Origin of the sequence: Streptomyces prunicolor, from assembly GCF_045162825.1 — a bacterium.
In the GTDB taxonomy this organism is placed as follows: Bacteria; Actinomycetota; Actinomycetes; order Streptomycetales; family Streptomycetaceae; genus Streptomyces; species Streptomyces prunicolor.
In genome coordinates, this window is record NZ_CP108676.1 from 786209 (window position 1) to 805849 (window position 19641).

Sequence of the window (19641 nt, forward strand, 5' to 3'; positions counted from 1 at the left end):
CGCCCCACATGGACCGAGACCACATGGACCGAGACCACACCTCCCCCCATCAAGTGCCCGCGCCACCCACATGTGCCGCACTCACACAGGCCGCGTCCGCCCCTCCCAGTACGGATCGCGCAGCCGCCGCTTGTACAGCTTGCCGTTGGGGTCGCGGGGCATCTCGGTGATGAAGTCGATGCTCTTGGGCCGTTTGTAGCCGGCGAGTTGCTCGGCGCAGTGGTCGAGGAGGGCGGTGGCGAGGGCCGGGCCGGGCTCGTGGCCGGGGGACGGTTCGACGACGGCCTTGACCTCCTCGCCCCACTCGTCGTGCGGGATGCCGAAGGCCGCGGCGTCGGCGACGGCGGGGTGGGCGAGGAGCGCGGACTCGATCTCGGCCGGGTAGATGTTGACGCCGCCCGAGATGATCATGTCGATCTTGCGGTCGCGGAGGAAGAGATAGCCGTCCTCGTCGAGAATGCCGAGGTCGCCGACGGTGAAGAAGTCGCCGATGCGGTTCTTCTTCGTCTTGGCCTCGTCCTTGTGGTACGCGAAGCCGCCGGTGCTCATCTTCATGTACACGGTGCCGAGTTCACCGGGCGGGAGCCGCTTGCCGTCGTCGTCGAAGACCGCGAGTTCGCTGATGGGCCAGGCCTTGCCGACCGTGCCGGGCTTCTTCAGCCAGTCCTCGGCGGTCGCGAAGGCACCGCCGCCCTCACTGGCCGCGTAGTACTCCTCCACACTCTGGCCCCACCACTCGATCATGGCCCGCTTCACATGGTCGGGGCACGGGGCGGCGCCGTGGATGGCGTGCCGCATGGACGAGACGTCGTAGCGCGCCCGTATGTCCTCGGGGAGGGCGAGGAGGCGGTGGAACTGGGTCGGGACCATATGGGTGTGGGTGCACTTCTCGCGGTCGATGAGGCGGAGCATCTCCTCCGGGGTCCACTTGTCCATCAGGACCAGGCGGTGCCCTATGTGCAGGCTCGCGCCCGCGAACTGGAGGACGGCCGTGTGGTAGAGCGGCGAGCAGACGAGGTGGACGTTGTCGTCGAACGGCTTGATGCCGAAGATGCCGAGGAACCCGCCGAGGTACGCCGATTCGGGCGGCCTGCCCGGCAGGGGCCGGCGGATGCCTCGGGGGCGGCCGGTGGTGCCCGAGGTGTAGTTCATGACCCAGCCGAGCGTGCGGTCCGTGGGCGCCGACTCCGGTTGTCCGTCGAGGAGTTCGGCGTACGGCCGGAAGCTCTCGACCGTGCCGACCGCGTACCGGTGGGTGGCGGGCAGGCCGGCCTCGTCGGCGGCCTGGCGGGCGGGCTCGGCGAACCGCTCGTGCGCGATGAGGACCTTGGCGCCGGAGTCGGCGACGATCCAGGCGATCTCGGGTGCGACGAAGTGGTGGTTGACGGGGACGAGGTAGAACCCGGCCTGGGTGGCGGCCAGATGGGCCGTGAAGAACTCGACACCATTGGGCAGCACGACCGCGAAGGCGTCGCCGCGTTCGAGTCCGGCGGCGCGCAGACCGTGGACGAGCTGGTTGGCGGCGGCGTGCAGGCGTCCCGCCGTCCACACCTCGCCGTCGGGCGCGACGAGGACCTCACGGTCGGGGTCCTGAGCAGCCTGGGCCCAGAAGCCGGCGGGCGGTGTGCTCGCACCCTGTGTGGCCGCCCCACGTGTGGTCTTGCCCTGTGCGGTCTCGCCCTGTGTGGTCTCGCCCTGGGTGCTCACTGGCCGCTCCTTCCGGCGATGCGGTTGATGCGGTCGACGGCGTGCTCGAAGCCGCGGGTGAGGTCGTCGAAGACGGCCTGGACACTGCGTTCGCTGTTCATGCGGCCGACGATCTGACCGACCGGGGTGCCGAGCAGCGGGTCGACCTCGTACTTCTGGATGCGCGAGACGGCCTCGGCGACCAGCAGTCCCTGCAGAGGCATCGGGAGGGTGCCCGGGCCGTCCGTGTCGTCCCAGGCGTCGGTCCACTCGGTGCGCAGTTGGCGGGCCGGTTTCCCGGTCAGGGCGCGGGAGCGGACGGTGTCGCCGGACCCGGCGGCGAGCAGTTTGCGGGTCAGGGCGGGTGAGTGCATATCGGCTTCTGTGGTGGTCAGCCACAGGGAGCCCAGCCACACACCTTGGGCGCCGAGACTGAGCGCGGCGGCCACCTGCTGTCCGCTGCCGATGCCTCCCGCGGCGAGCACCGGCAACGGGTCCACGGCCTCGACGACCTCGGGCGTGAGCACCATGGAGGCGATCTCGCCGGTGTGGCCACCCGCCTCGTAGCCCTGGGCCACCACGATGTCGATGCCGCCCTCCGCGTGCTTGCGGGCGTGCCGGGCGCTGCCCGCGAGCGCGGCGACGAGCACGTTGTGGTCATGGGCGCGGGCGACGACGTCGGCGGGCGGGGAGCCGAGGGCGTTGGCGAGCAGTTTGATCGGGTAGTCGAAGGCGACGTCGAGCTGGTTGCGGGCGACCTGTTCCATCCACCCGGTGATGCGCCAGCCGGACACCTCGCCCTGGGCGAGTTCGGGCACGCCGTACTTGGCCAGGGTCTCGGTGACGAACTGCCGGTGCCCTTCCGGGATCATCGCCTCGACCTCGGCCTCGGTGACGCCTTCGACCTTCTTCGCCGGCATCACGACGTCCAGGCCGTACGGCATCCCGTCGACGTGCGCCTCCAGCCAGTCGAGGTCGTGCTTGAGGTCGTCGGGGGCGGTGTAGCGGACCGCGCCGAGCACTCCGAAGCCGCCGGCCCGGCTGATGGCCGCGGCGACGGCGGGGAACGGCGTGAAGCCGAAGATGGCGTGCTCGATTCCCAGTTTCTTGCTCAACTCCGTCTGCATGGGCGCAGAATGCCGCACTCCTCCGGACGACGGAAGGCCTTTTCTGATGCTCCGTCAGATTTTCCTGACAGCTGGATCCATCACGCCGTGAGTACGGGCCGGACGGAGGACATCACTCCCCCGCCTCCAGGACCGCCATCGCCGCGTTGTGCCCCGGCACCCCGCTCACACCCCCGCCGCGCACCGCGCCCGCCCCGCACAGCAGGACGTTCGCGTGCCGGGTCTCGACGCCCCAACGGCCGGTGTCCTCCTGGGCGTAGGGCCAGGTCAGCTCGCGGTGGAAGATGTTGCCGCCGGGGAGTCGGAGGTCGCGTTCCAGGTCGAGCGGGGTCTTCGCCTCGATGCAGAGGCGGCCGTCCGCGTCGGTGGCCAGGCAGTCCGCGAGGGGTTCGGCGAGGTGGTTGTCCAACTGGGCCAGCGTCGCCTTCAACAGCTCGTCCCGTACGGCCTCGTTGTCCCGCTCGAACAGCCGCGCCGGGGTGTGCAGACCGAAGAGCGTGAGGGTCTGGTAGCCGTCCTCGACGAGGTCACGCCCGAGGATGCTCGGGTCGGTGAGCGAGTGGCAGTAGATCTCGGAGGGCGGTGCGGCGGGCAGCGAACCGGACGCGGCCTGGGCGTGTGCGGCGGCCAGTTGGTCGTAGCCCTCGGCGATGTGGAAGGTGCCGGCGAAGGCCTCGCGCGGGTCGACGGAGGTGTCACGGAGCCTGGGCAGCCGCTTGAGCAGCATGTTCACCTTGAGCTGGGCGCCTTCGGCGGGCGCGGGCGGTTCGTCGCCGGTGAGGGCGGCCAGTTGCTGTGGCGAGGCGCCGACCAGGACGTGCCGGGCGGCTACGACGCCTTCGCCGTCGGCCGTGCGGTAGGTGATCTCGGCGGCGCGTCCGTCCGTGTCGATACGGAGGGCCTCGTGCCCGGTGGCGAGTACGGCACCTGCGGTGCGCGCGGCGGTGGCCAGGGCGTCGGTCAGCGCGCCCATGCCGCCGACCGGCACGTCCCAGGCGCCGGTGCCGCCGCCGATGACGTGGTAGAGGAAGCAGCGGTTCTGCGCGAGCGAGGGGTCGTGGGCGTCGGCGAAGGTGCCGATGAGGGCGTCGGTGAGGACGACGCCCCGGACCAGGTCGTCGGTGAAGTTCTCCTCGATCGCGACGCCGATCGGCTCCTCGAAGAGCATCCGCCAGGCGTCCTCGTCGTCCACGCGGCGGCGCAGCTCGTCGCGGCTGGGCAGCGGTTCGGTGAGCGTGGGGAAGACCCGCTGCGCGAGGCGGCCGGTCGTGCCGTAGAGCCGCTGCCAGGCCGCGTACTCGCGGTCGCCGCCGGTCAGCCGGGCGAAGGCATCGCGGGTGCGGCGCTCGCCGCCGCCGACGAGGAGGCCGGTGGGGCGTCCGTCGCGTTCGACGGGGGTGTACGACGAGATGGTGCGCCCGCGGATGCGGAAGTCGAGGCCGAGGTCCCGCACGATCTTCTTGGGCAGCAGGCTGACCAGGTACGAGTACCGGGACAGCCGTGCGTCGACCCCGGCGAACGGGCGCGTCGACACGGCGGCGCCGCCGGTGCCGTCGAGGCGTTCCAGGACGAGCACGGAGCGCCCGGCCCGGGCCAGGTAGGCGGCGGCGACCAGGCCGTTGTGGCCACCGCCGACGATGACGGCGTCGTACGTCCGGTGTCCGGGTCCCTCGTGTGCAGGCATGGTTCTTCGTAACACGAGGTGATCTAGGTCGGCCAGAGGGGGGACGGGCGCCCTGCCCTCAGTGACCGCCGGGCGCCCGCCCCTGCCGTAGCACCGCCACCCGGCGGTACAGCTCGACCGCCTCGGCCGACCGGCCGAGCTGTTCCAGGCAGTGGGCCTCGTCGTTGCGGCTGGCGAGGGTGTCGGGGTGGTCCGGGCCCAGGACGCGCTCGCGGGCGGTGGCGACCCGGCGGTACTCGGTGAGGGCGTCGGCCCAGCGGCCCAGCCAGCCGAGGCCCACGGCGACCTCGCGGCGGCTGACCAGGGTGTCGGTGTGGTCCGCGCCGAGGACGCGCTCGCGGATCGCGCACACGTCACGGGACTCGGCGAGGGCCTCCTCCCAGCGGCCGAGGCGCCCGAGGTTGACGCCGAGGCCGTGCCGGGCGCGGAGGGTCTCGGGGTGGGCGGGGCCGTGGACGCGGGTGCGGTCGTCGATCAGGTCGCGGTAGAGCTTGAGGGCGTCGGCGCTGCGGCCGAGCCGCCCGAGGCTGATGCCGACCTCGTAGCGGGCGGCGAGGGTGTCGGCGTGGTCGGGACCGAGTGCCTGTGCACGGGCCTCGGCGACCTCGCCGTAGGTCTGCAGGGCCTCCGGCCAGCGGCCCAACTGTCCCAGCGCGTACGCCACTTCGTAGCGGGTGACCAAGGTGTCGGGGTGGCTGGGGCCCAGTACGCGGGCGCGGGCGGCGGCGACCTCGCAGGCCATGCGGTACGAGTCCTCCAGGCGGCCGAGCCGGCTGAGGTTGAAGGCGAGGTTGTGGCGGCAGCGCAGGGTGTCCGGGTGGTCGGGGCCCATCGTGCGTTCCCGGGCGGCGAGTACGGAGATGTACACCTGGTGTGCGTCGAAGTGGCGGCCCAACTGGCCCAGGACGTACGCCATTTCCTGCCGGGCGGCGAGCGTGTCGGCGTGGTCGGCGCCCAACGCCCGTTCCCTGGCCCGCGCGACGTGGGTGTACTCGTGCAGGGCGTCGGCGGCGCGGCCGGTGCGGCTGAGGGTGAAGCCGAGTTCGTAGCGGCTGGCGAGGGTGTCGGGATGGTCCGGGCCCAGCAGGTGCTGCCGTTCGGCGGCGACCGCGCGATGCACCTCGCCGGCCTCCGCCCAGCGGCCCAACCGCCCCAGACTCAGGCCCGCGTTGTGGCGTCCGGCCAGGGCGTTGAGCACCTCCGTGGGCGGTGCGGACGGTGACTCCGGCGCGGTTTCCTCGGCGTGGCCGGTGGTCGGGCGGGCGATCCACTCGCCGGTGAGTCCGGCTCCGGCGTCCGGTGGAGTGGTGCGCAGTCCGGCGCCGGTCGCCTTGTGCCCGGTGGTCATCCCGCGCGTCCAGGACGGCAGGCGCACCTCGCGGGCGTCCGGCTCCGACCCCGGCTCGGACACCGCTCCGGACGGGCGCAGTTGGGGCTGCGGGGTCACAACGGTCGGTACGTACAGGGGTGTCGTACGGCCCAAGGTGATCCGGCGGCCCAACTCAAGGGCGTCGTGCGGACGTTGTTCCGGGAGCTTGGCCAGCAGGTCGAGGATGGCCTTCTCCAGGTACTCGGGCAGTTCGGGCCGCTCGGCGCGCGGCGGGCGGGGTGCGTTGTCGCGGTGGCCGATGAGGATCGCCCAGGCGTCGCCCAGGTCGAACGGCGGTGCCCCGGTGGCGAGTTCGTACAGCACGCAGCCGAAGGAGTAGAGGTCGCTGCGCTGGTCGACCTCGGTGCCGCTGATCTGTTCCGGCGACATGTAGTGCGGGGTGCCCATCGCGATGCCGGTACCGGTGAGGCGGGAGGTGAAGCCGATGTCGGCGCCGAGGCGGGCGATGCCGAAGTCGCAGATCTTCACCGTGCCGTCGGTCAGCCGCATGATGTTCGCGGGCTTCAAGTCCCGGTGCACGATGCCCTGTTGGTGGCAGTAGGCGAGGGCCGAGGCGACCTGCTCGGCGACGTCGACGACGTCACCGACGGGCAGCGGCCGCTGCTTGTTGTCCTCCAGGAGCTGGCTGAGATTGCGGCCGTCGAGCAGCTCCATCACCAGGTAGAGGACGCCGTCGGACTCGCCGAAGTCGTGGACGACGGTCACCCCGCGGTGCTGCAGCCCGGCCGCCACCCGGGCCTCCCGCCGGAACCGCTCGCGCAGGACGCGGGTGAACGACTGGTCGTGGTGCGGGTTCAGCGGCTTGAGGCACTTCACGGCGACCTGCCGCCCCAGTGACTCGTCCCGCGCACGCCACACCTCGCCCATGCCGCCGCGCCCGATCAGATCGAGCAGCCGGTAGCGGCCCTGGATCAGTCTGCTGTCCCCCATCTCCCGCGATCGCCCCCGTCAGTGTTCGTCCCGCCCTCCCCTGGCTCGTCCAGTATGGCGAGCGATCGTCCGACTTTGTACGGGGCAGGCCGCGAGCCGGGCCGAGCCGTGACACGGTACACAGGATGTGCCTGGGCGGGTGGTGCCGACGCACATGTGCGGGGACTCAGCGCAACAGGGTGCCGGTGGCGTGGAGTTGCCGGGTGACGGTGGTGGGTGCGGGGGTCGGTTTGTCGGGGCCTCGGGGCTGGTCTGCCGTAGAACTGACGGGCGTACGGCGGCAGGGAGACGTACGGCTGGTGCGCCACGCGCCGTCGGAGCGCCTCGCGCGCCGGGAAGAGCCGAATGTGTTCGGCCCGGAATGTAAAGCGTTTCGAACCTCGCCGAAGTGATTGACGCTTCCGGACGCTGCGGCAAATGGTTTCTCTTCAGGTGGACCCGAAGCGCGCAGGAATGCCGAACGGCGCGCTGTGGATCGGCGTGAAAACTCGCACCGGGCGGGCACCACGGGGCGGGTTGTCACACAATCGTGGGGAGAATCTTGTGACCGAGTGGATATTGGCATTCGACGCCGACTGCCGATTCTGCGAAGAAGTGGTGGACCGGGTTCGTGTGTCCGTCGACGGCACGTTGACCACCGCGGGCCTCACGGAACCCCGTATTCGCGACCTGCGCGTGCGTGCGCTGGGGGAAGGGGCCGAGTGGGCGCCGACCCTGTTGGCGGTCGACGGCGACCGGGTGCGGGCCTGGACCGGAACCGCGCTGTCCCTCCGCCTGGCGCGGCTGTTGGGGCCCTCGGACTCGCTGCGGGTGGTGCGTGCGCTCCGCGACCTCGATGTGCTGCGGCCGCCGAGCCGTCGAGGAATCCTCAAGGCCGTCCCGGGGCTTGCTCTGGGAACGTTCCTGGTCACCGGTGGCCTGGCAGCCTCACCCGCGCAGGCCGTGACCCGCGCCAAGGGCGGTAAGGCCTCGCGATGGGTGAAGGCCAACCTCGACCGACTGCCCTCCGGCTACGCCGAGTTCGCCTCCTACCCCGCGGACTATCGGCGCGCCATTTACGGCGCGCTGTCCGCTTCGGCTCGGAGTGATCTGTGGGTGGCACATTTCGCGAACTACCGGAAGACACACCCCGGTCTGTCGGCCGAACAGTCCGCCGTGCTGGACGACGCGACGCGCTCGGCACCGCAGATCATCGCGGGGCGCCGGCAGGAAGCAGCCGCCGAAGCGCTGGAGACGGCGGCTGTGGCGGCGTTCGGCGAGAGCGAGGCGCGGGCGATTCTCATGACGCTGGGCCCCGCCGACACACAGAGTGCGGCGCCTCGGAGCGATCAGAGCGCCCAGGTCCTCGACTGCAATTCCCAGTGCGCGGGGACCGGAAGCTGCGACACCGTCTGCTATGCCTCACCGTTTTACTGCAACTGGACGGACCGCGGCTGCGGTCCACTGTGGCTGGGACCGTGCAGCGGGTTCTGCATCTGAGGCCACCCCTATCGGGCGCCGTCCACGGTACCTACGGCGGTACCTACGGCGACCGCGCCTCCGACATCGTTGTCGGAAGCGCGGCCCGCCCGAGGCGCGGCCCTACGGGATGTGGATGTGGCAAGCCCCGAGGGGGCACCGGACGCCGGGGAGTGCGATCGCCCTACGGCGTGTAGAGGGCGTCACTGCCGTACAGCTGCCTGGTGAACGCGGAGACATCGGCGCTGCGGTTGGTGCCGTCGAGGTTGTACGTCAGGAAGACGCCGTACCCCTCGCTGACCGTGCGGGCGGCGAGGGAGGCGGCCGTGCTCTGTGAGGTGCCGCCGATCTGGACGGCCGCCGGTGACAGCTTCGACTTGGGCAGTGCGATTCCGGGGACCTGCCAGCTGCCGTAGTACGGGTTCCAGGCGTAGTCGAACTTGGAGGTGACGTCGACGCCGCCGTAGGACAGGCGCGACGCGGCCGGGCCGATGTTGTAGAGGCTGATGATCTTGCCGGGCATGTTGGCGCGCAGTGCCGACACCAGGTACACAAACGAGCTGGCGTTGGGCTGGGCGGTGCCGTTGTTGCCGTAGTCGGCGTACTCGTCGTCGAAGTCGATGCCGTCGAGGCCGTACTTGGTCACGGTGTCCGACAGCTGCTTCGCGAATGTCGAAGCCGTCTGCTGGGACGGGAAGTTGGCGAAGCCGGAGCCCTGGTGGTTGCCGAGCACCGAGAGGACGACCTTGATGCCCTTCTGCTGCAACGGCCGTATCTGCGTGGCGGCGTTGTCGAGGACGCTCTGCACGTTCGGGTTGAAGTACAGGGTCCCCGCCTTCGTGCCCGCGTCGTAGTTGATGTTCGCGGCGAAGATCACGGCGATGTCGAAGACTTGGGCTCCGCCGTTGGCGAGGGTGTATTTGCCGACGTTCAGCATGCTGTTGTTGTTCACCTCGACGTACGCCACCGAGGTCGGTCCCTGTTTCGCGGCGGCGGGGGCCGCTGCCGCGCCGTTCGTGGCGGTCGCGCCCAAGGCGAGTGCCGCCATGGTCGAGAGCGCGAGCGCGGCCGTCCGTATTCTTCTCCGTACCGGAGTGAACATCGTTGATCGGTCTCCCATCGCATGGAGCGGCGCCCGCCTGCTCGCGAGCGCCGAGTGGGTTCCCCCGCCCCTTCCGTTCCCGGGACCGAATCCCCGGAACCATGCGAGAACCCTTCCCGACTCCACGCAAATGGCGCCGCAACTCCGAATCCGGGCAAGGGAGTTACCGGAAAGCTACGCTGCCGCGCTGCCCAGGCCCCGCGACCGACAGAACCCACGGACTAACGCCGCACCCTCGGCATCCCCAGTCCGATCCACGAGATGATCTCCCGCTGGATCTCGTTGTTGCCGCCGCCGAAGGTGAAGATCACGGCGGAGCGGTAGCCGCGTTCCAGTTCGCCGTGCAGGACGACACCCGCCGAGCCCTCCTTCAGCGCGCCGGCCGCGGCGACGATCTCCATGAGCCAGGCGTACGCGTCCCGGCGGGCCTCGGAGCCGTAGACCTTGACGGCGGAGGCGTCCTGCGGGGTGAGGGTGCCTTCCTGGACGGCGTTCACCATCTGCCAGTTGAGGAGTTTCATCGCGTCGAGCCGTGCGTGGGTGCGGGCGAGGAGGCGGCGGACCCAGGGGAGGTCGACGACACGGCGGCCGTCGGCGAGTTTGGTCTCCATGGCCCAGTGCTGAACGTCGTGCAGGGCGCGGATCGCCATGGTGCCGTGGGCGGCGAGGGTGACGCGTTCGTGGTTGAGCTGGTTGGTGATCAGGCGCCAGCCCTGGTTCTCCTTGCCGACGCGGCGGGTGACGGGGACGCGGATGTTCTCGTAGTAGCTCGCGGTGGTGTCGTGCGAGGCGAGGGTGTTGATCACGGTGCAGGAGTAGCCGGGGTCGGCGGTCGGTACCAGGAGCATGGTGATGCCCTTGTGCGGCGGGGCGTCCGGGTCGGTGCGCACGGCGAGCCAGACCCAGTCGGCGGTGTCGCCGTTGGTCGTCCAGATCTTCTGGCCGTTGACGACGTACTCGTCGCCCTCACGCACAGCGCGCGTCTTCAGGGCGGCCAGGTCCGTGCCCGCCTCGGGCTCGCTGTAGCCGATCGCGAAGTCGATCTCGCCGGAGAGGATCTTCGGGAGGAAGTACGCCTTCTGCTCGTCCGTGCCGAACTGCATGATCGTCGGGCCGACGGTGTTGAGCGCCATCAGCGGCAGCGGTACGCCCGCCTGCGCGGCCTCGTCGAAGAAGATGAACTGCTCCATCGGCGACAGCCCGCGCCCGCCGAACTCCTCGGGCCAGCCGACGCCGAGCCAGCCGTCCGTGCCGAGCCGGCGGATGGTCTCGCGGTAGAAGCGCTTCTGGGCGGCGGGGTCCTCGTAGCGGGAGTAGGCGTGGTCGGGCACCAACTCGGCGAAATAGGCGCGCAGTTCGGTGCGCAGCCGCTGCTGCTCGGGCGTGTATTCGAGATGCACGGCGCCTCCAGGCTCCCCAAGGCCGGTCCTGACGGCGCACACCGTAGAACGTGTTCCAGAAATAGGGAATGGCGAGGCGGCAACACCCCTGAAGTGGGCATGAATGCGCGTCAGTTGAGCGTGGCCATGAACTCCGTGCACGCCCGCGCGCACTCCCGGCACGCCTCCGCGTCCGCCTCGGCACCCGGCTGCGCGTCGAGGACCTGCGCGCACTCCAGGCAGACGAGCAGACACCACTTGGCCTGGAGGCGCAGGGCGGACTCGTCCTGGCGGTTCTGCTCGGCCAGCATCCGGCAGGTCGCGTCGCACACCTCCGCGCACAGCAACGCCTTGCGTCGTACGAGTGCCTCGTGGTCGGTGGCGTCCGGATCGGAGCCGCTGACGCGCAGCACACAGGCCCGCGCACACGCGGTGCAGGCCTGTGCGCAGGCGAAGCGGTCCTCCAGAAACCGGACGAGCTCCTGCTGCGTGGTCATCGCTGTCACACGGTCCGGGTTGCCGCCGGCGCCCATCGCAAACCCGGGCACGGCGGGCGTCCGGGGTGCGCGGGATCCCGGCGGTCAGTACGGTGCTCTCCAGGTGTTCGACCTTGGACACGAGCAACCGCGCACGTCATCGAGGGGTTGAGGCGGCATGGCCGGCAAGAAGGCGACAAAGCTGCCGCGCGAGAAGTACGAGACCGAACTGCTGCGTCTGCAGACGGAGTTGGTGAAGCTCCAGGAGTGGGTGCGGGCCGAGGGCACCCGGCTGGTGATCGTCTTCGAGGGGCGGGACGCGGCGGGCAAGGGCGGCACCATCAAGCGGGTCGCCGAGCACCTCAACCCCCGTGTCGCCCGGATCGCCGCCCTGCCGAAGCCGACCGACCGCCAGCGCACCCAGTGGTACTTCCAGCGGTACGTCGAGCATCTGCCGGCCGCCGGGGAGATCGTGCTGTTCGACCGCTCCTGGTACAACCGGGCCGGCGTCGAGCGGGTGATGGGCTTCTGCTCCAAGGAGGAGTACCAGCTCTTCCTGCGCCAGTGCCCCATCTTCGAGCGGATGCTCGTGGAGGACGGGATCGTGCTGCGCAAGTACTGGTTCTCGGTGAGTGACGCCGTGCAGCAGGACCGGTTCCGGCGCCGGCTGGAGGATCCGCTGCGGCGCTGGAAGCTCTCACCGATGGACCTGGAGTCCATCACCCACTGGGAGGACTACTCGCGGGCCAAGGACGAGATGCTGGTGCACACCGACATCTCCGAGGCCCCCTGGTACGTGGTCGAGAGCGACGACAAGCGCCGGGCCCGGCTGAACATGATCGCCCACCTGCTCGGCTCGCTCCCCTACCGCGAGGTGTCGCCCCCGGTCCTCGAACTCCCGCCGCGCCCGCCGGCCACCGGCTACGAACGCCCGCCGCGCGATCTGCAGACGTACGTCCCGGACCACGCGGCGAGTCTCTGAGCCGGACGGTCGAGGAGCACCATGTCCCCCAGCCCGGGCGGGCGCGCCCTGGAGTGGCGGCGCCTGACGCCCGGAATCGCCGCGCTGGCCGGATACCGGCGTTCATGGCTGCGCGGCGATCTGCTGGCCGGAGTCACGGTGGCCGCGTACCTCGTCCCGCAGGTGATGGCGTACGCCGGAGTCGCCGGCCTCCCGCCGGTCGCCGGCCTGTGGGCGATCCTCCCCGCGCTCGCCCTGTACGCCGTCCTTGGCTCGTCCCGGCTGCTCTCGGTCGGCCCCGAGTCGACGACCGCGCTGATGACGGCGACGGTCGTAGGCCCGCTCGCCGCGGGCGACCCGGCCCGCTACGCCACCCTCGCCGCCGCCCTCGCGATCACGGTCGGCCTGCTCTGTCTCGTCGCGTGGGCGGTACGGCTCGGCTTCGTCGCCGATCTCCTCTCCCGCCCGGTCCTGATCGGCTACTTGGCGGGCGTGGCCCTGATCATGATCGTGGACCAACTGCCCAAACTCACCGGGGTGTCGACGACAGGTTCAGCCTTCTTCCCCCAACTCTGGTCGTTCCTACGGCACTTGGGTCAACTCCACGCGCCCACACTCCTGTTCGCCGCCGTCACGCTCACGTTCCTGTTCACGGTGGCCCGCATGTCCCGGATGGTGCCCGGCCCGCTGCTGGCCGTGGTGCTGGGCACGGCGGTCGTAGCCGTCCTCAACCTCGACGACCGCTACGGCATCAAGGTGATCGGCCACGTCCCGGCGGGACTTCCCACGCTCGGCCTGCCCGACCTCACCCAACTCCCCCACCTGGTACTGCCCGCGCTCGGCGTCCTGCTCGTCGCCTACACCGACTTCATCCTCACCGCGCGGGCCTTCACCGGCGGCGAGGAGGACGAGGGCCCGGGGCTCGACGCCGACCAGGAGTTCCTGGCCCTGGGCGCGGCCAATCTCGGCGCCGGTGTCCTCCACGGCTTCCCGGTGAGCAGCAGCGCCAGCCGCACCGCGCTGGCCTCCTCGGCGGGCGCCCGCAGCCAGGCGTACTCACTGATCGCCGGAGCGGTCGTCCTGGCCGTCCTGCTCTTCCTGAGCCCCCTGCTGTCCCGCACCCCCTCGGCGGTCCTCGGCGCCCTCGTCGTCTACGCGGCCGTCCGCATGATCGACCTGTCCGGCTTCCACCGCCTGGCGAGCTTCCGCCGCCGCGAACTCCTGCTCGCCCTCGGCTGTTTGACCGGAGTGCTGGCCCTGGACATCCTCTACGGCGTGATCGTCGCCGTAGGCCTGTCGGTGGCCGAACTCCTCACGCGGGTGGCCCGTCCGCACGACGCCGTCGAGGGCCTGGTCCCCGGAGTGGCCGGCATGCACGACGTGGACGACTATCCGCAGGCCCGCACGATCCCCGGCCTGCTCGTCTACCGCTACGACTCGCCGCTCTTCTTCGCCAACGCGGAGAACTTCCGCCGCCGCGCCCTGGCCGCCGTAGCCCAACAGGCCGTCCCCGTGCGCTGGTTCGTCCTCAACGCCGAGGCCAATGTCGAGGTGGACATCACCGCGCTGGACGCGGTCGACGAGCTCCGGCGCGAACTCGCCCACCGGGGCGTCGTGTTCGCCCTCGCCCGGGTCAAACAGGACCTCCTCGACGACCTGGAGGCGTACGGACTGGTGGAGTCCGTCGGCACGGACCACATCTTCCCGACCTTGCCCACGGCCGTGGCCGCGTACCGGGAATGGAGCAGTGCGCCTGATCAGGGGGCGGCGGGGTCGGTGACGTAGCGCCCGTTCTCGGCGTGGAGACAGTGGCCACGTGGACGCGAAAGACCGCCGCTCGGCGGACGGTTTCGCCGAGCGTCGGGTGACCGGCGTGACTGCGTCGCCGAGCGGCGGTCGCCGCGCCTGTCGGGGATCTGGGGAGCGCGGCGCGAAGCGGGTGGACAGGTGGGCAGGCGGGCAGATGAAGGAGGCGTGGCGTCGTGTACCGGCGTCAGCCGGCCGCTCGTGCTGCGGTGACCGCGGTGCGGGCCGCGTGTTCGACCGTGGCTATGCCGCCTGTCATCGACGTGTTGCCGTCGGAGAGGACCGCGACGAGGTAGTGGTGGGTTCCCGAGGTGACCCGTCCGACGCTGTTGATGTCCCACAGGTCGGTGGTGCTGCGCTGCAGCCAGCCGTTCTTGAGCGCCCACCCGGAGTCGGAGGCCGCCGACACGCCCCACGACTGCCCGGCGGCGATGCGGGTCATCAGCGTACGGATGTAGGTCCGGGACGCCGTGGTGAGCGCGGGCTCGCTCGCGGACGAGGTCCCGGCGTCGGCGAACACCGCGCGCAACAGGCGGATCTGGTCGGTCACCGTGGTGCGCGTCAGTCCCCACCTGCCGCCGGTCCCGCCCACGGTCGAGGACAGCCCGAGACGCTTGTTCACCGCCTCCAGGCCGGGCGCCAGGCCGATCCGCCGCCAGAGCGCGTTGGCCGCGTCGTTGTCGCTGCGCTCGATCATCGCCTCGGCCTGGGTGCGCTCCTGCTGAGTGAGGCCGTGTCCGGCGTCCTGCGCCTGGAGGAGAAGCGTGGCGAGGATGTCCACCTTGATGATGCTGGCCGTGTCGTACGGGACGTCGCTGCCCCGCACCTGCGGCTTGCGGTCGGGGTGGTCCAGGTCCAGCACGGCGGTCGTCACACGCGCCTCGCTCCGCGCAGTCGCCGGCGTGGTGCCGGCTGCCGCGGCCGGACCGACCCCACCGGCCGTGACCAGGCTGGTCACGAAGCCGGTGAGAAGCACCGCGCAGAAGCCGGCACGCCTGCCGCGTCGGCCGGGCATCCTCGCGTTCCGCGTGGTCGGTCGGGGGTTCGGGCGGTACGGCATACGGCCTCGGTTGTTCGGGGACACGGACCTGTGAACGTAGACGAGGCAGCGGTTCCGTGACGTGACCGGTGCCACGAAAAAGCCCGAACCGCCCATTTTGTGAAGAGAGCCACAACTCCAGGACCGGCCCGCACCTGGCCGGGGCGGCCCGACCCGGCCACCATCGGCACCCCGCATCCGATGGCCGCGACGATCAGGAACGCCACTCCCCTCACCACCCCCGAACTCCCGAACCGGCGGGCGGCGCACATCGGATAGGTTAGGCTTACCTAAGATAGCGGAGATACTTCCTCCGGTTCTTGTTGTGCGTGTTCGCAGCGGCGGGCCCCTGACACGGCGGGCGCTCCGGCGAACACTCCGAGCCTCCCCTCCCAAGGATCCCCATGCGCCTGCCGCCCGCCATCCCCGCGTCTCACCTGCCAGGTCGCCCGTGAGCGTCCTGACAGGGTTCGCACCGCGAGGGCTGAGACCCGGGAAGGGCGTGGCGCGGCCTCGCCACACGATCGTGCTCGGCACGGGACTCGCCCTCCTCGCCCTGCTGTTGATCGCCGCGACGGGGCTGAGCCTGGTGGTGGGCTCGGGTCACGTCGCGCTGCACGACGTCGTCGACGGCGTGTTCACCCCGGACCGGTCCGTGCGAGGACAGCTCGTCATCCAGGAGGTGCGGCTCCCGCGCACCCTGGCAGGGCTGCTGGCCGGTGTGGCCCTTGGGCTCGCCGGCACCGTGATCCAGGGGCTGACCCGCAATCCGCTCGCCGATCCCGGTCTGCTCGGCGTCAACGCGGGCGCGGCCGTGTTCGTGGTCTTCGCCATCAGCGTCCTGTCGCTGACCGAGCCCGGCCAGTACATCTGGTTCGGCTTCCTCGGCGCCTGTCTCGCCACCGTGCTCGTGTACGGGATCGGCAGCCTCGGCCGCGAGGGAGCGACACCGGTGAAACTGGCACTCGCCGGCGCCGCCACCACGGCCGTGCTCTCCTCCATGACCAGCGCCATGCTCCTCACCGACAGCCAGACCTTCGACCAGTACCGGTTCTGGCAGGTGGGCGCCCTGGCCGGCCGTGACATCGATGTCCTGCGGCAGGCGCTGCCGTTCGTCGTCGTCGGCGGTCTCCTGGCCAACGCCATGGGGACCCGGCTCAACGGGCTCGCCCTCGGCGACGACGTGGCCCGCGGACTGGGCCAACGGCTTTCCACCACACGGGTGTTGGGCGCCGCCTCGGTCGTGCTGCTGTGCGGGGCCGCGACCGCCGTGGCCGGCCCGCTCGGCTTCGTGGGCCTGGCCGTGCCGCACGCCGCGCGGCTGGTCACCGGGCCGGACTACCGCTGGATCCTGCCGTACAGCGCCTTGCTCGCGCCGACCCTGTTGCTGCTCGCGGACGTCGTCGGACGTGTCGTGGCGCGGCCAGGCGAGGTCCAGGTCGGCGTGGTGACCGCGGCCCTGGGCTGCGTCCCCTTCATCCTCCTCGTCCGCCGCTCCGCACGGGCCGCACTGTGAACGGCCTGGACACGATGGCGGAACAGCCAACCGCGGCGGAGGCGGCGGCCCGTCTGGGGCGGCTGCGACGGCACCGCACGCGCCGCTTCGGCGCGGTGTGCCTCGCCCTCTCCCTCGCCGTCCTGACGGCCCTGCTGGTGTCGCTCTGCACCGGTGACATCGCGCTGCCGGTGGGGGACGTCTGGGACACACTGCTCGGCGGGGGCGACGCCGGAAGCCGGTTCGTCATCGTCGAACTGCGCCTGCCGCGCGCCCTGTTGGCCCTGCTGGTCGGGTTCGCCTTCGGTCTGTCGGGGGCCGTGTTCCAGGCCCTGCTGCGCAATCCGCTGGCCAGCCCGGACGTCATCGGCGTCAGCTCGGGCGCCGCCGCTGCCGCCGTACTGGCCTCAATGGTCTACGGCGTCAGCGGCATCGCGCTCTCGGGTACGGCCCTGGTCGGCGCCCTGGCGGCAGGGGCCGGCGTCTATCTGCTGGCCTGGCGGCGCGGCATCAACGGCCAACGCCTCGTGCTGATCGGCGTGGGCGTCGGCACCGGCCTGTCGAGCATCGTGTCGTACCTGATGACGCGCTCGGAGGTCACGGAGGCACAGAGCGCCTTCGTCTGGCTGGCGGGCAGCCTCAACGGCCGTTCCTGGCCGCAGTTCTGGCCCCTGTTCGGTGCAGTGACGGTGCTCGCGCCGCTCACTCTCCTCGCCTCCCGGGCCCTGCCCACCCTCCAGTTGGGCGACGGCACGGCGGCGGGCCTCGGGGCCCGGGTGGAGCGCGACCGGCTCGTCCTGCTCGGCTGCGCCACCGCGCTCGCCGGAGTGGCTACGGCCGCCGCGGGCCCGGTCGGGTTCGTGGCGTTCGTCAGCCCGCCCATCGCCCGGCGCCTGCTGCCCGGACACGGAGCGGCCCTGCTGCCGGCCGCGCTCACCGGCGCGGCACTGGTCGGGCTGGCCGACCTCGCCGGTCAACACGCCCTGCCGCACACGCAGTTGCCGGTCGGACTCGTCACCAGCGTCGTCGGAGCGCCGTATCTGCTCTGGCTGCTCGCGCGCGCCAACCGCGTCGGACAGGGCGGCTGACCGTGCGCCCAGCCGACCTCCCCCGCTCACCCGGTACCGACAAGGAAAAGACGATGACCTCCTCCCACACGCTCCAGGCAAGGCAGTTGAGCCTCGGCTACGGCGAGCGCGAGATCGTCTCCCGTCTCGACCTCGCGCTGCCACCCGGACGGATCACGGTCGTCGTCGGCCCCAACGCCTGTGGAAAGTCGACCCTGTTGCGTGCGATGGCCCGCCTGTTGCCGCCCCTGGCGGGATCCGTCCTGCTCGACGGACGCGACATCCACCGGACGCCGACGAAAGAGGTCGCCGCCGCGCTCGGTGTCCTGCCGCAGTCACCGGTGGCACCCGATGCCATCGTCGTCGCCGACCTCGTCGGCCGGGGCCGCTACCCGCACCAGGGCTGGTTCCGCCGCTGGACGCGGGCCGACGACGAGGCCGTCGCCGCCGCGATGCTCGCGACGGACGTCCTCGACCTCGCCGACCGGTCCGTCGACGAACTCTCCGGCGGGCAGCGCCAGCGCGTGTGGATCGCCATGGCACTGGCCCAGGAGACCGACGTACTCCTCCTCGACGAGCCGACCACCTACCTCGACATCAGCCACCAACTCGACGTCCTGGACCTGCTCACCGACCTCAACCGGGCCCGGGGCGTCACCCTCGCCCTGGTCCTGCACGACCTCAACCTCGCCTGCCGCTACGCCGATCACCTGATCGCGATGAAGGCGGGCCGCATCGTCGCCGAGGGGCCTCCCGGCGACATCGTCACCGCATCACTTGTCCACGAGGTCTTCGGACTCCGCTCGGCGGTCATTCCCGACCCGGCGTCCGGAACGCCGATGGTCGTCCCCCTCGGCCGCCACCACGTCACGCCGTCCGCCTGACGACGTACCGCACTGCACTGAACCAGACGGTCCACCGCACAGAAAGAGCCACCATGTCCCCGGACACCAAGTCCCCCCACTCTCCCGCCCTGCACCCTTCCCCGCTTCGCTCCGCCCTCCGCACGCGCAGAACGTGGCGTGCGCTGACCGGCGCCCTCGTCCTGACGCTGCTGGGCACCGTCGCCGCCTGCGGCTCCTCCTCGGACGGCGCCGACTCCGGGTCCGCCGCGCAGTCCTCGACGTCCTCGTCCGCCGGGGCCTTCCCCGCGAAGGTCGCCACCAAGTTCGGTACCGTCACGGTGAGTTCGCAGCCCAAGCGGGTCGTGGCGCTGGGCTGGGGCGACGCCGAGACCGCCCTCGCGCTCGGCGTGCAGCCGGTCGGCGAGAGCGACTGGCTCGCCTTCGGCGGCGACGGCGTGGGCCCCTGGGCCAAGGGGATGTACGACAAGAGCCCCGAGAAGATCGGCACTCTGGAGCCCGAGTACGAGAAGATCGCGGCGCTCAAGCCCGACCTCATCCTGGACGTCAAGTCCAGTGGCGACCAGACGCGTTACGACACCCTGAGCAAGATCGCCCCGACCATCGGGGTGCCGAAGGGCGGCGACCAGTACAAGATCTCGTGGCAGCGGCAGACAACGATGGTCGCGCAGGCACTGGGTCTCGCCGCCGAGGGCAAGAAGCTGATCTCCGACACGGAGGCGAAGTCCGCGGCCGCCGCCAAGGCCCACCCCGAGTTCAAGGACAAGACCATCACGGTCGGGTCCCGCACCTCCAGCGGCTGGGGCGCCTACGTCAAGGGCACGGCCCGCATCGACTTCGTCCAGGCACTCGGTTTCCGCAACAACCCGAAGGTCGACGCCAAGGCGGGATCAGCGTTCTCCGTCCCGGTCTCCGAGGAGAACCTGGAGCTGCTGAACGCCGACCTGATCGTGATGGCACCGATCGGGGTCAAGGCCACCAAGATCACGTCCGATCCGCTGTACAAGTCCCTGCCCGCGGTGAAGGCGGGCCACTCGGTCGTCTTCGACGACCCGAACCTGAGCCAGGCCTTCGCCACGAACACGGTCCTGTCGGTCGGGTACGCGCTGGAACACGTTGTCCCGCTGTTCGCGAAGGCGCTGACGCAGACGGGCTGACCGGCGGTCCGGGCCACACCG

General features: G+C 70.9%; 16 protein-coding genes. 8 read left to right on the plus strand and 8 right to left on the minus strand.

All coding sequences use genetic code 11. The annotated features are described in order from the left end of the window. Positions 1-81: 81 nt before the first annotated feature. From OG588_RS03540 to OG588_RS03555, 4 genes are all read right to left on the minus strand, one after another. Positions 82-1707: an acyl-CoA synthetase gene (locus OG588_RS03540; protein ID WP_405945985.1), complete on the minus strand. Its 1626-nt coding sequence runs from the start codon at positions 1705-1707 to the stop codon at positions 82-84. Beyond that, positions 1704-2813, minus strand: a complete 1110-nt coding sequence (locus tag OG588_RS03545; RefSeq protein WP_405945986.1) for an NAD(P)H-dependent flavin oxidoreductase — start codon at positions 2811-2813, stop codon at positions 1704-1706. Before OG588_RS03545 ends, OG588_RS03540 begins: the two co-directional genes overlap by 4 nt. Positions 2814-2925: 112 nt before the next feature. Beyond that, complete coding sequence (locus tag OG588_RS03550; protein ID WP_405945987.1) at positions 2926-4497, minus strand: phytoene desaturase family protein; 1572 nt, start codon at positions 4495-4497, stop codon at positions 2926-2928. 58 nt (positions 4498-4555) lie between these two features. Continuing rightward, positions 4556-6817, minus strand: coding sequence for a tetratricopeptide repeat protein (locus OG588_RS03555; protein ID WP_405945988.1), 2262 nt, complete (start codon positions 6815-6817; stop codon positions 4556-4558). Between the two features lie 543 nt (positions 6818-7360). Here OG588_RS03555 and OG588_RS03560 point away from each other — a divergent pair. Beyond that, entirely contained in the window at positions 7361-8296 is a 936-nt protein-coding gene (locus OG588_RS03560) for a bacteriocin fulvocin C-related protein (RefSeq protein WP_405945989.1), read from the plus strand. Positions 8297-8459: 163 nt separating this feature from the next. On the opposite strand, the gene OG588_RS03565 is transcribed toward OG588_RS03560, so the two are convergent. The 3 genes from OG588_RS03565 to OG588_RS03575 all read right to left on the minus strand — a co-directional run bounded on the left by OG588_RS03565 (position 8460) and on the right by OG588_RS03575 (position 11262). Further along, the gene (locus OG588_RS03565) at positions 8460-9377 is read right to left on the minus strand and encodes an endo-beta-N-acetylglucosaminidase H (protein ID WP_366094577.1); all 918 of its coding nucleotides are present in this window, start codon (positions 9375-9377) and stop codon (positions 8460-8462) included. Between the two features lie 221 nt (positions 9378-9598). Then, complete coding sequence (locus tag OG588_RS03570; RefSeq protein ID WP_398847236.1) at positions 9599-10777, minus strand: acyl-CoA dehydrogenase family protein; 1179 nt, start codon at positions 10775-10777, stop codon at positions 9599-9601. Between the two features lie 110 nt (positions 10778-10887). Further along, on the minus strand, positions 10888-11262 hold the full coding sequence (locus OG588_RS03575; RefSeq protein WP_405945990.1) for a ferredoxin: 375 nt from the start codon (positions 11260-11262) through the stop codon (positions 10888-10890). A 148-nt stretch (positions 11263-11410) separates the two neighbouring features. Here OG588_RS03575 and ppk2 point away from each other — a divergent pair, with 148 nt between their 5' ends. Then, positions 11411-12214, plus strand: coding sequence for a polyphosphate kinase 2 (gene ppk2, locus OG588_RS03580; protein ID WP_405945991.1), 804 nt, complete (start codon positions 11411-11413; stop codon positions 12212-12214). Positions 12215-12235: 21 nt separating this feature from the next. Beyond that, on the plus strand, positions 12236-13978 hold the full coding sequence (locus tag OG588_RS03585) for a SulP family inorganic anion transporter (RefSeq protein WP_405945992.1): 1743 nt from the start codon (positions 12236-12238) through the stop codon (positions 13976-13978). Between the two features lie 208 nt (positions 13979-14186). On the opposite strand, the gene OG588_RS03590 is transcribed toward OG588_RS03585, so the two are convergent. Continuing rightward, on the minus strand, positions 14187-15014 hold the full coding sequence (locus OG588_RS03590) for a serine hydrolase (protein WP_405945993.1): 828 nt from the start codon (positions 15012-15014) through the stop codon (positions 14187-14189). 144 nt (positions 15015-15158) lie between these two features. On the opposite strand from OG588_RS03590, the gene OG588_RS03595 reads away from it, so the two are divergent. The 5 genes from OG588_RS03595 to OG588_RS03615 all read left to right on the plus strand — a co-directional run bounded on the left by OG588_RS03595 (position 15159) and on the right by OG588_RS03615 (position 19620). Continuing rightward, positions 15159-15317 carry a hypothetical protein gene (locus tag OG588_RS03595; RefSeq protein ID WP_405945994.1) on the plus strand — a complete coding sequence of 53 codons (159 nt, stop codon included), beginning with the start codon at positions 15159-15161 and terminating at the stop codon, positions 15315-15317. A 223-nt stretch (positions 15318-15540) separates the two neighbouring features. Beyond that, on the plus strand, positions 15541-16554 hold the full coding sequence (locus tag OG588_RS03600) for a FecCD family ABC transporter permease (RefSeq protein ID WP_405945995.1): 1014 nt from the start codon (positions 15541-15543) through the stop codon (positions 16552-16554). Positions 16555-16568: 14 nt separating this feature from the next. After that, a complete protein-coding gene (locus tag OG588_RS03605) occupies positions 16569-17621 on the plus strand; it encodes a FecCD family ABC transporter permease (protein ID WP_405945996.1) in 1053 nt (350 codons plus the stop codon). Positions 17622-17674: 53 nt separating this feature from the next. Beyond that, positions 17675-18484 (plus strand): ABC transporter ATP-binding protein, encoded by an 810-nt coding sequence (locus OG588_RS03610; protein WP_398847251.1) that lies wholly within the window; start codon positions 17675-17677, stop codon positions 18482-18484. Between the two features lie 53 nt (positions 18485-18537). Further along, positions 18538-19620, plus strand: a complete 1083-nt coding sequence (locus OG588_RS03615) for an iron-siderophore ABC transporter substrate-binding protein (protein WP_405945997.1) — start codon at positions 18538-18540, stop codon at positions 19618-19620. The last annotated feature ends 21 nt before the right edge of the window (positions 19621-19641 follow it).

Bases quoted from the DNA above. Each gene is read 5' to 3' on its own strand.
- OG588_RS03545 (WP_405945986.1), bottom strand. From the start codon at position 2,813: ATGCAGACGGAGTTGAGCAAGAAACTGGGAATCGAGCACGCCATCTTC.
- OG588_RS03550 (WP_405945987.1), bottom strand. From the start codon at position 4,497: ATGCCTGCACACGAGGGACCCGGACACCGGACGTACGACGCCGTCATC.
- OG588_RS03555 (WP_405945988.1), bottom strand. From the start codon at position 6,817: ATGGGGGACAGCAGACTGATCCAGGGCCGCTACCGGCTGCTCGATCTG.
- OG588_RS03565 (WP_366094577.1), bottom strand. From the start codon at position 9,377: ATGTTCACTCCGGTACGGAGAAGAATACGGACGGCCGCGCTCGCGCTC.
- ppk2 (WP_405945991.1), top strand. From the start codon at position 11,411: ATGGCCGGCAAGAAGGCGACAAAGCTGCCGCGCGAGAAGTACGAGACC.
- OG588_RS03585 (WP_405945992.1), top strand. From the start codon at position 12,236: ATGTCCCCCAGCCCGGGCGGGCGCGCCCTGGAGTGGCGGCGCCTGACG.
- OG588_RS03590 (WP_405945993.1), bottom strand. From the start codon at position 15,014: ATGCCCGGCCGACGCGGCAGGCGTGCCGGCTTCTGCGCGGTGCTTCTC.
- OG588_RS03605 (WP_405945996.1), top strand. From the start codon at position 16,569: ATGGCGGAACAGCCAACCGCGGCGGAGGCGGCGGCCCGTCTGGGGCGG.
- OG588_RS03610 (WP_398847251.1), top strand. From the start codon at position 17,675: ATGACCTCCTCCCACACGCTCCAGGCAAGGCAGTTGAGCCTCGGCTAC.
- OG588_RS03615 (WP_405945997.1), top strand. From the start codon at position 18,538: ATGTCCCCGGACACCAAGTCCCCCCACTCTCCCGCCCTGCACCCTTCC.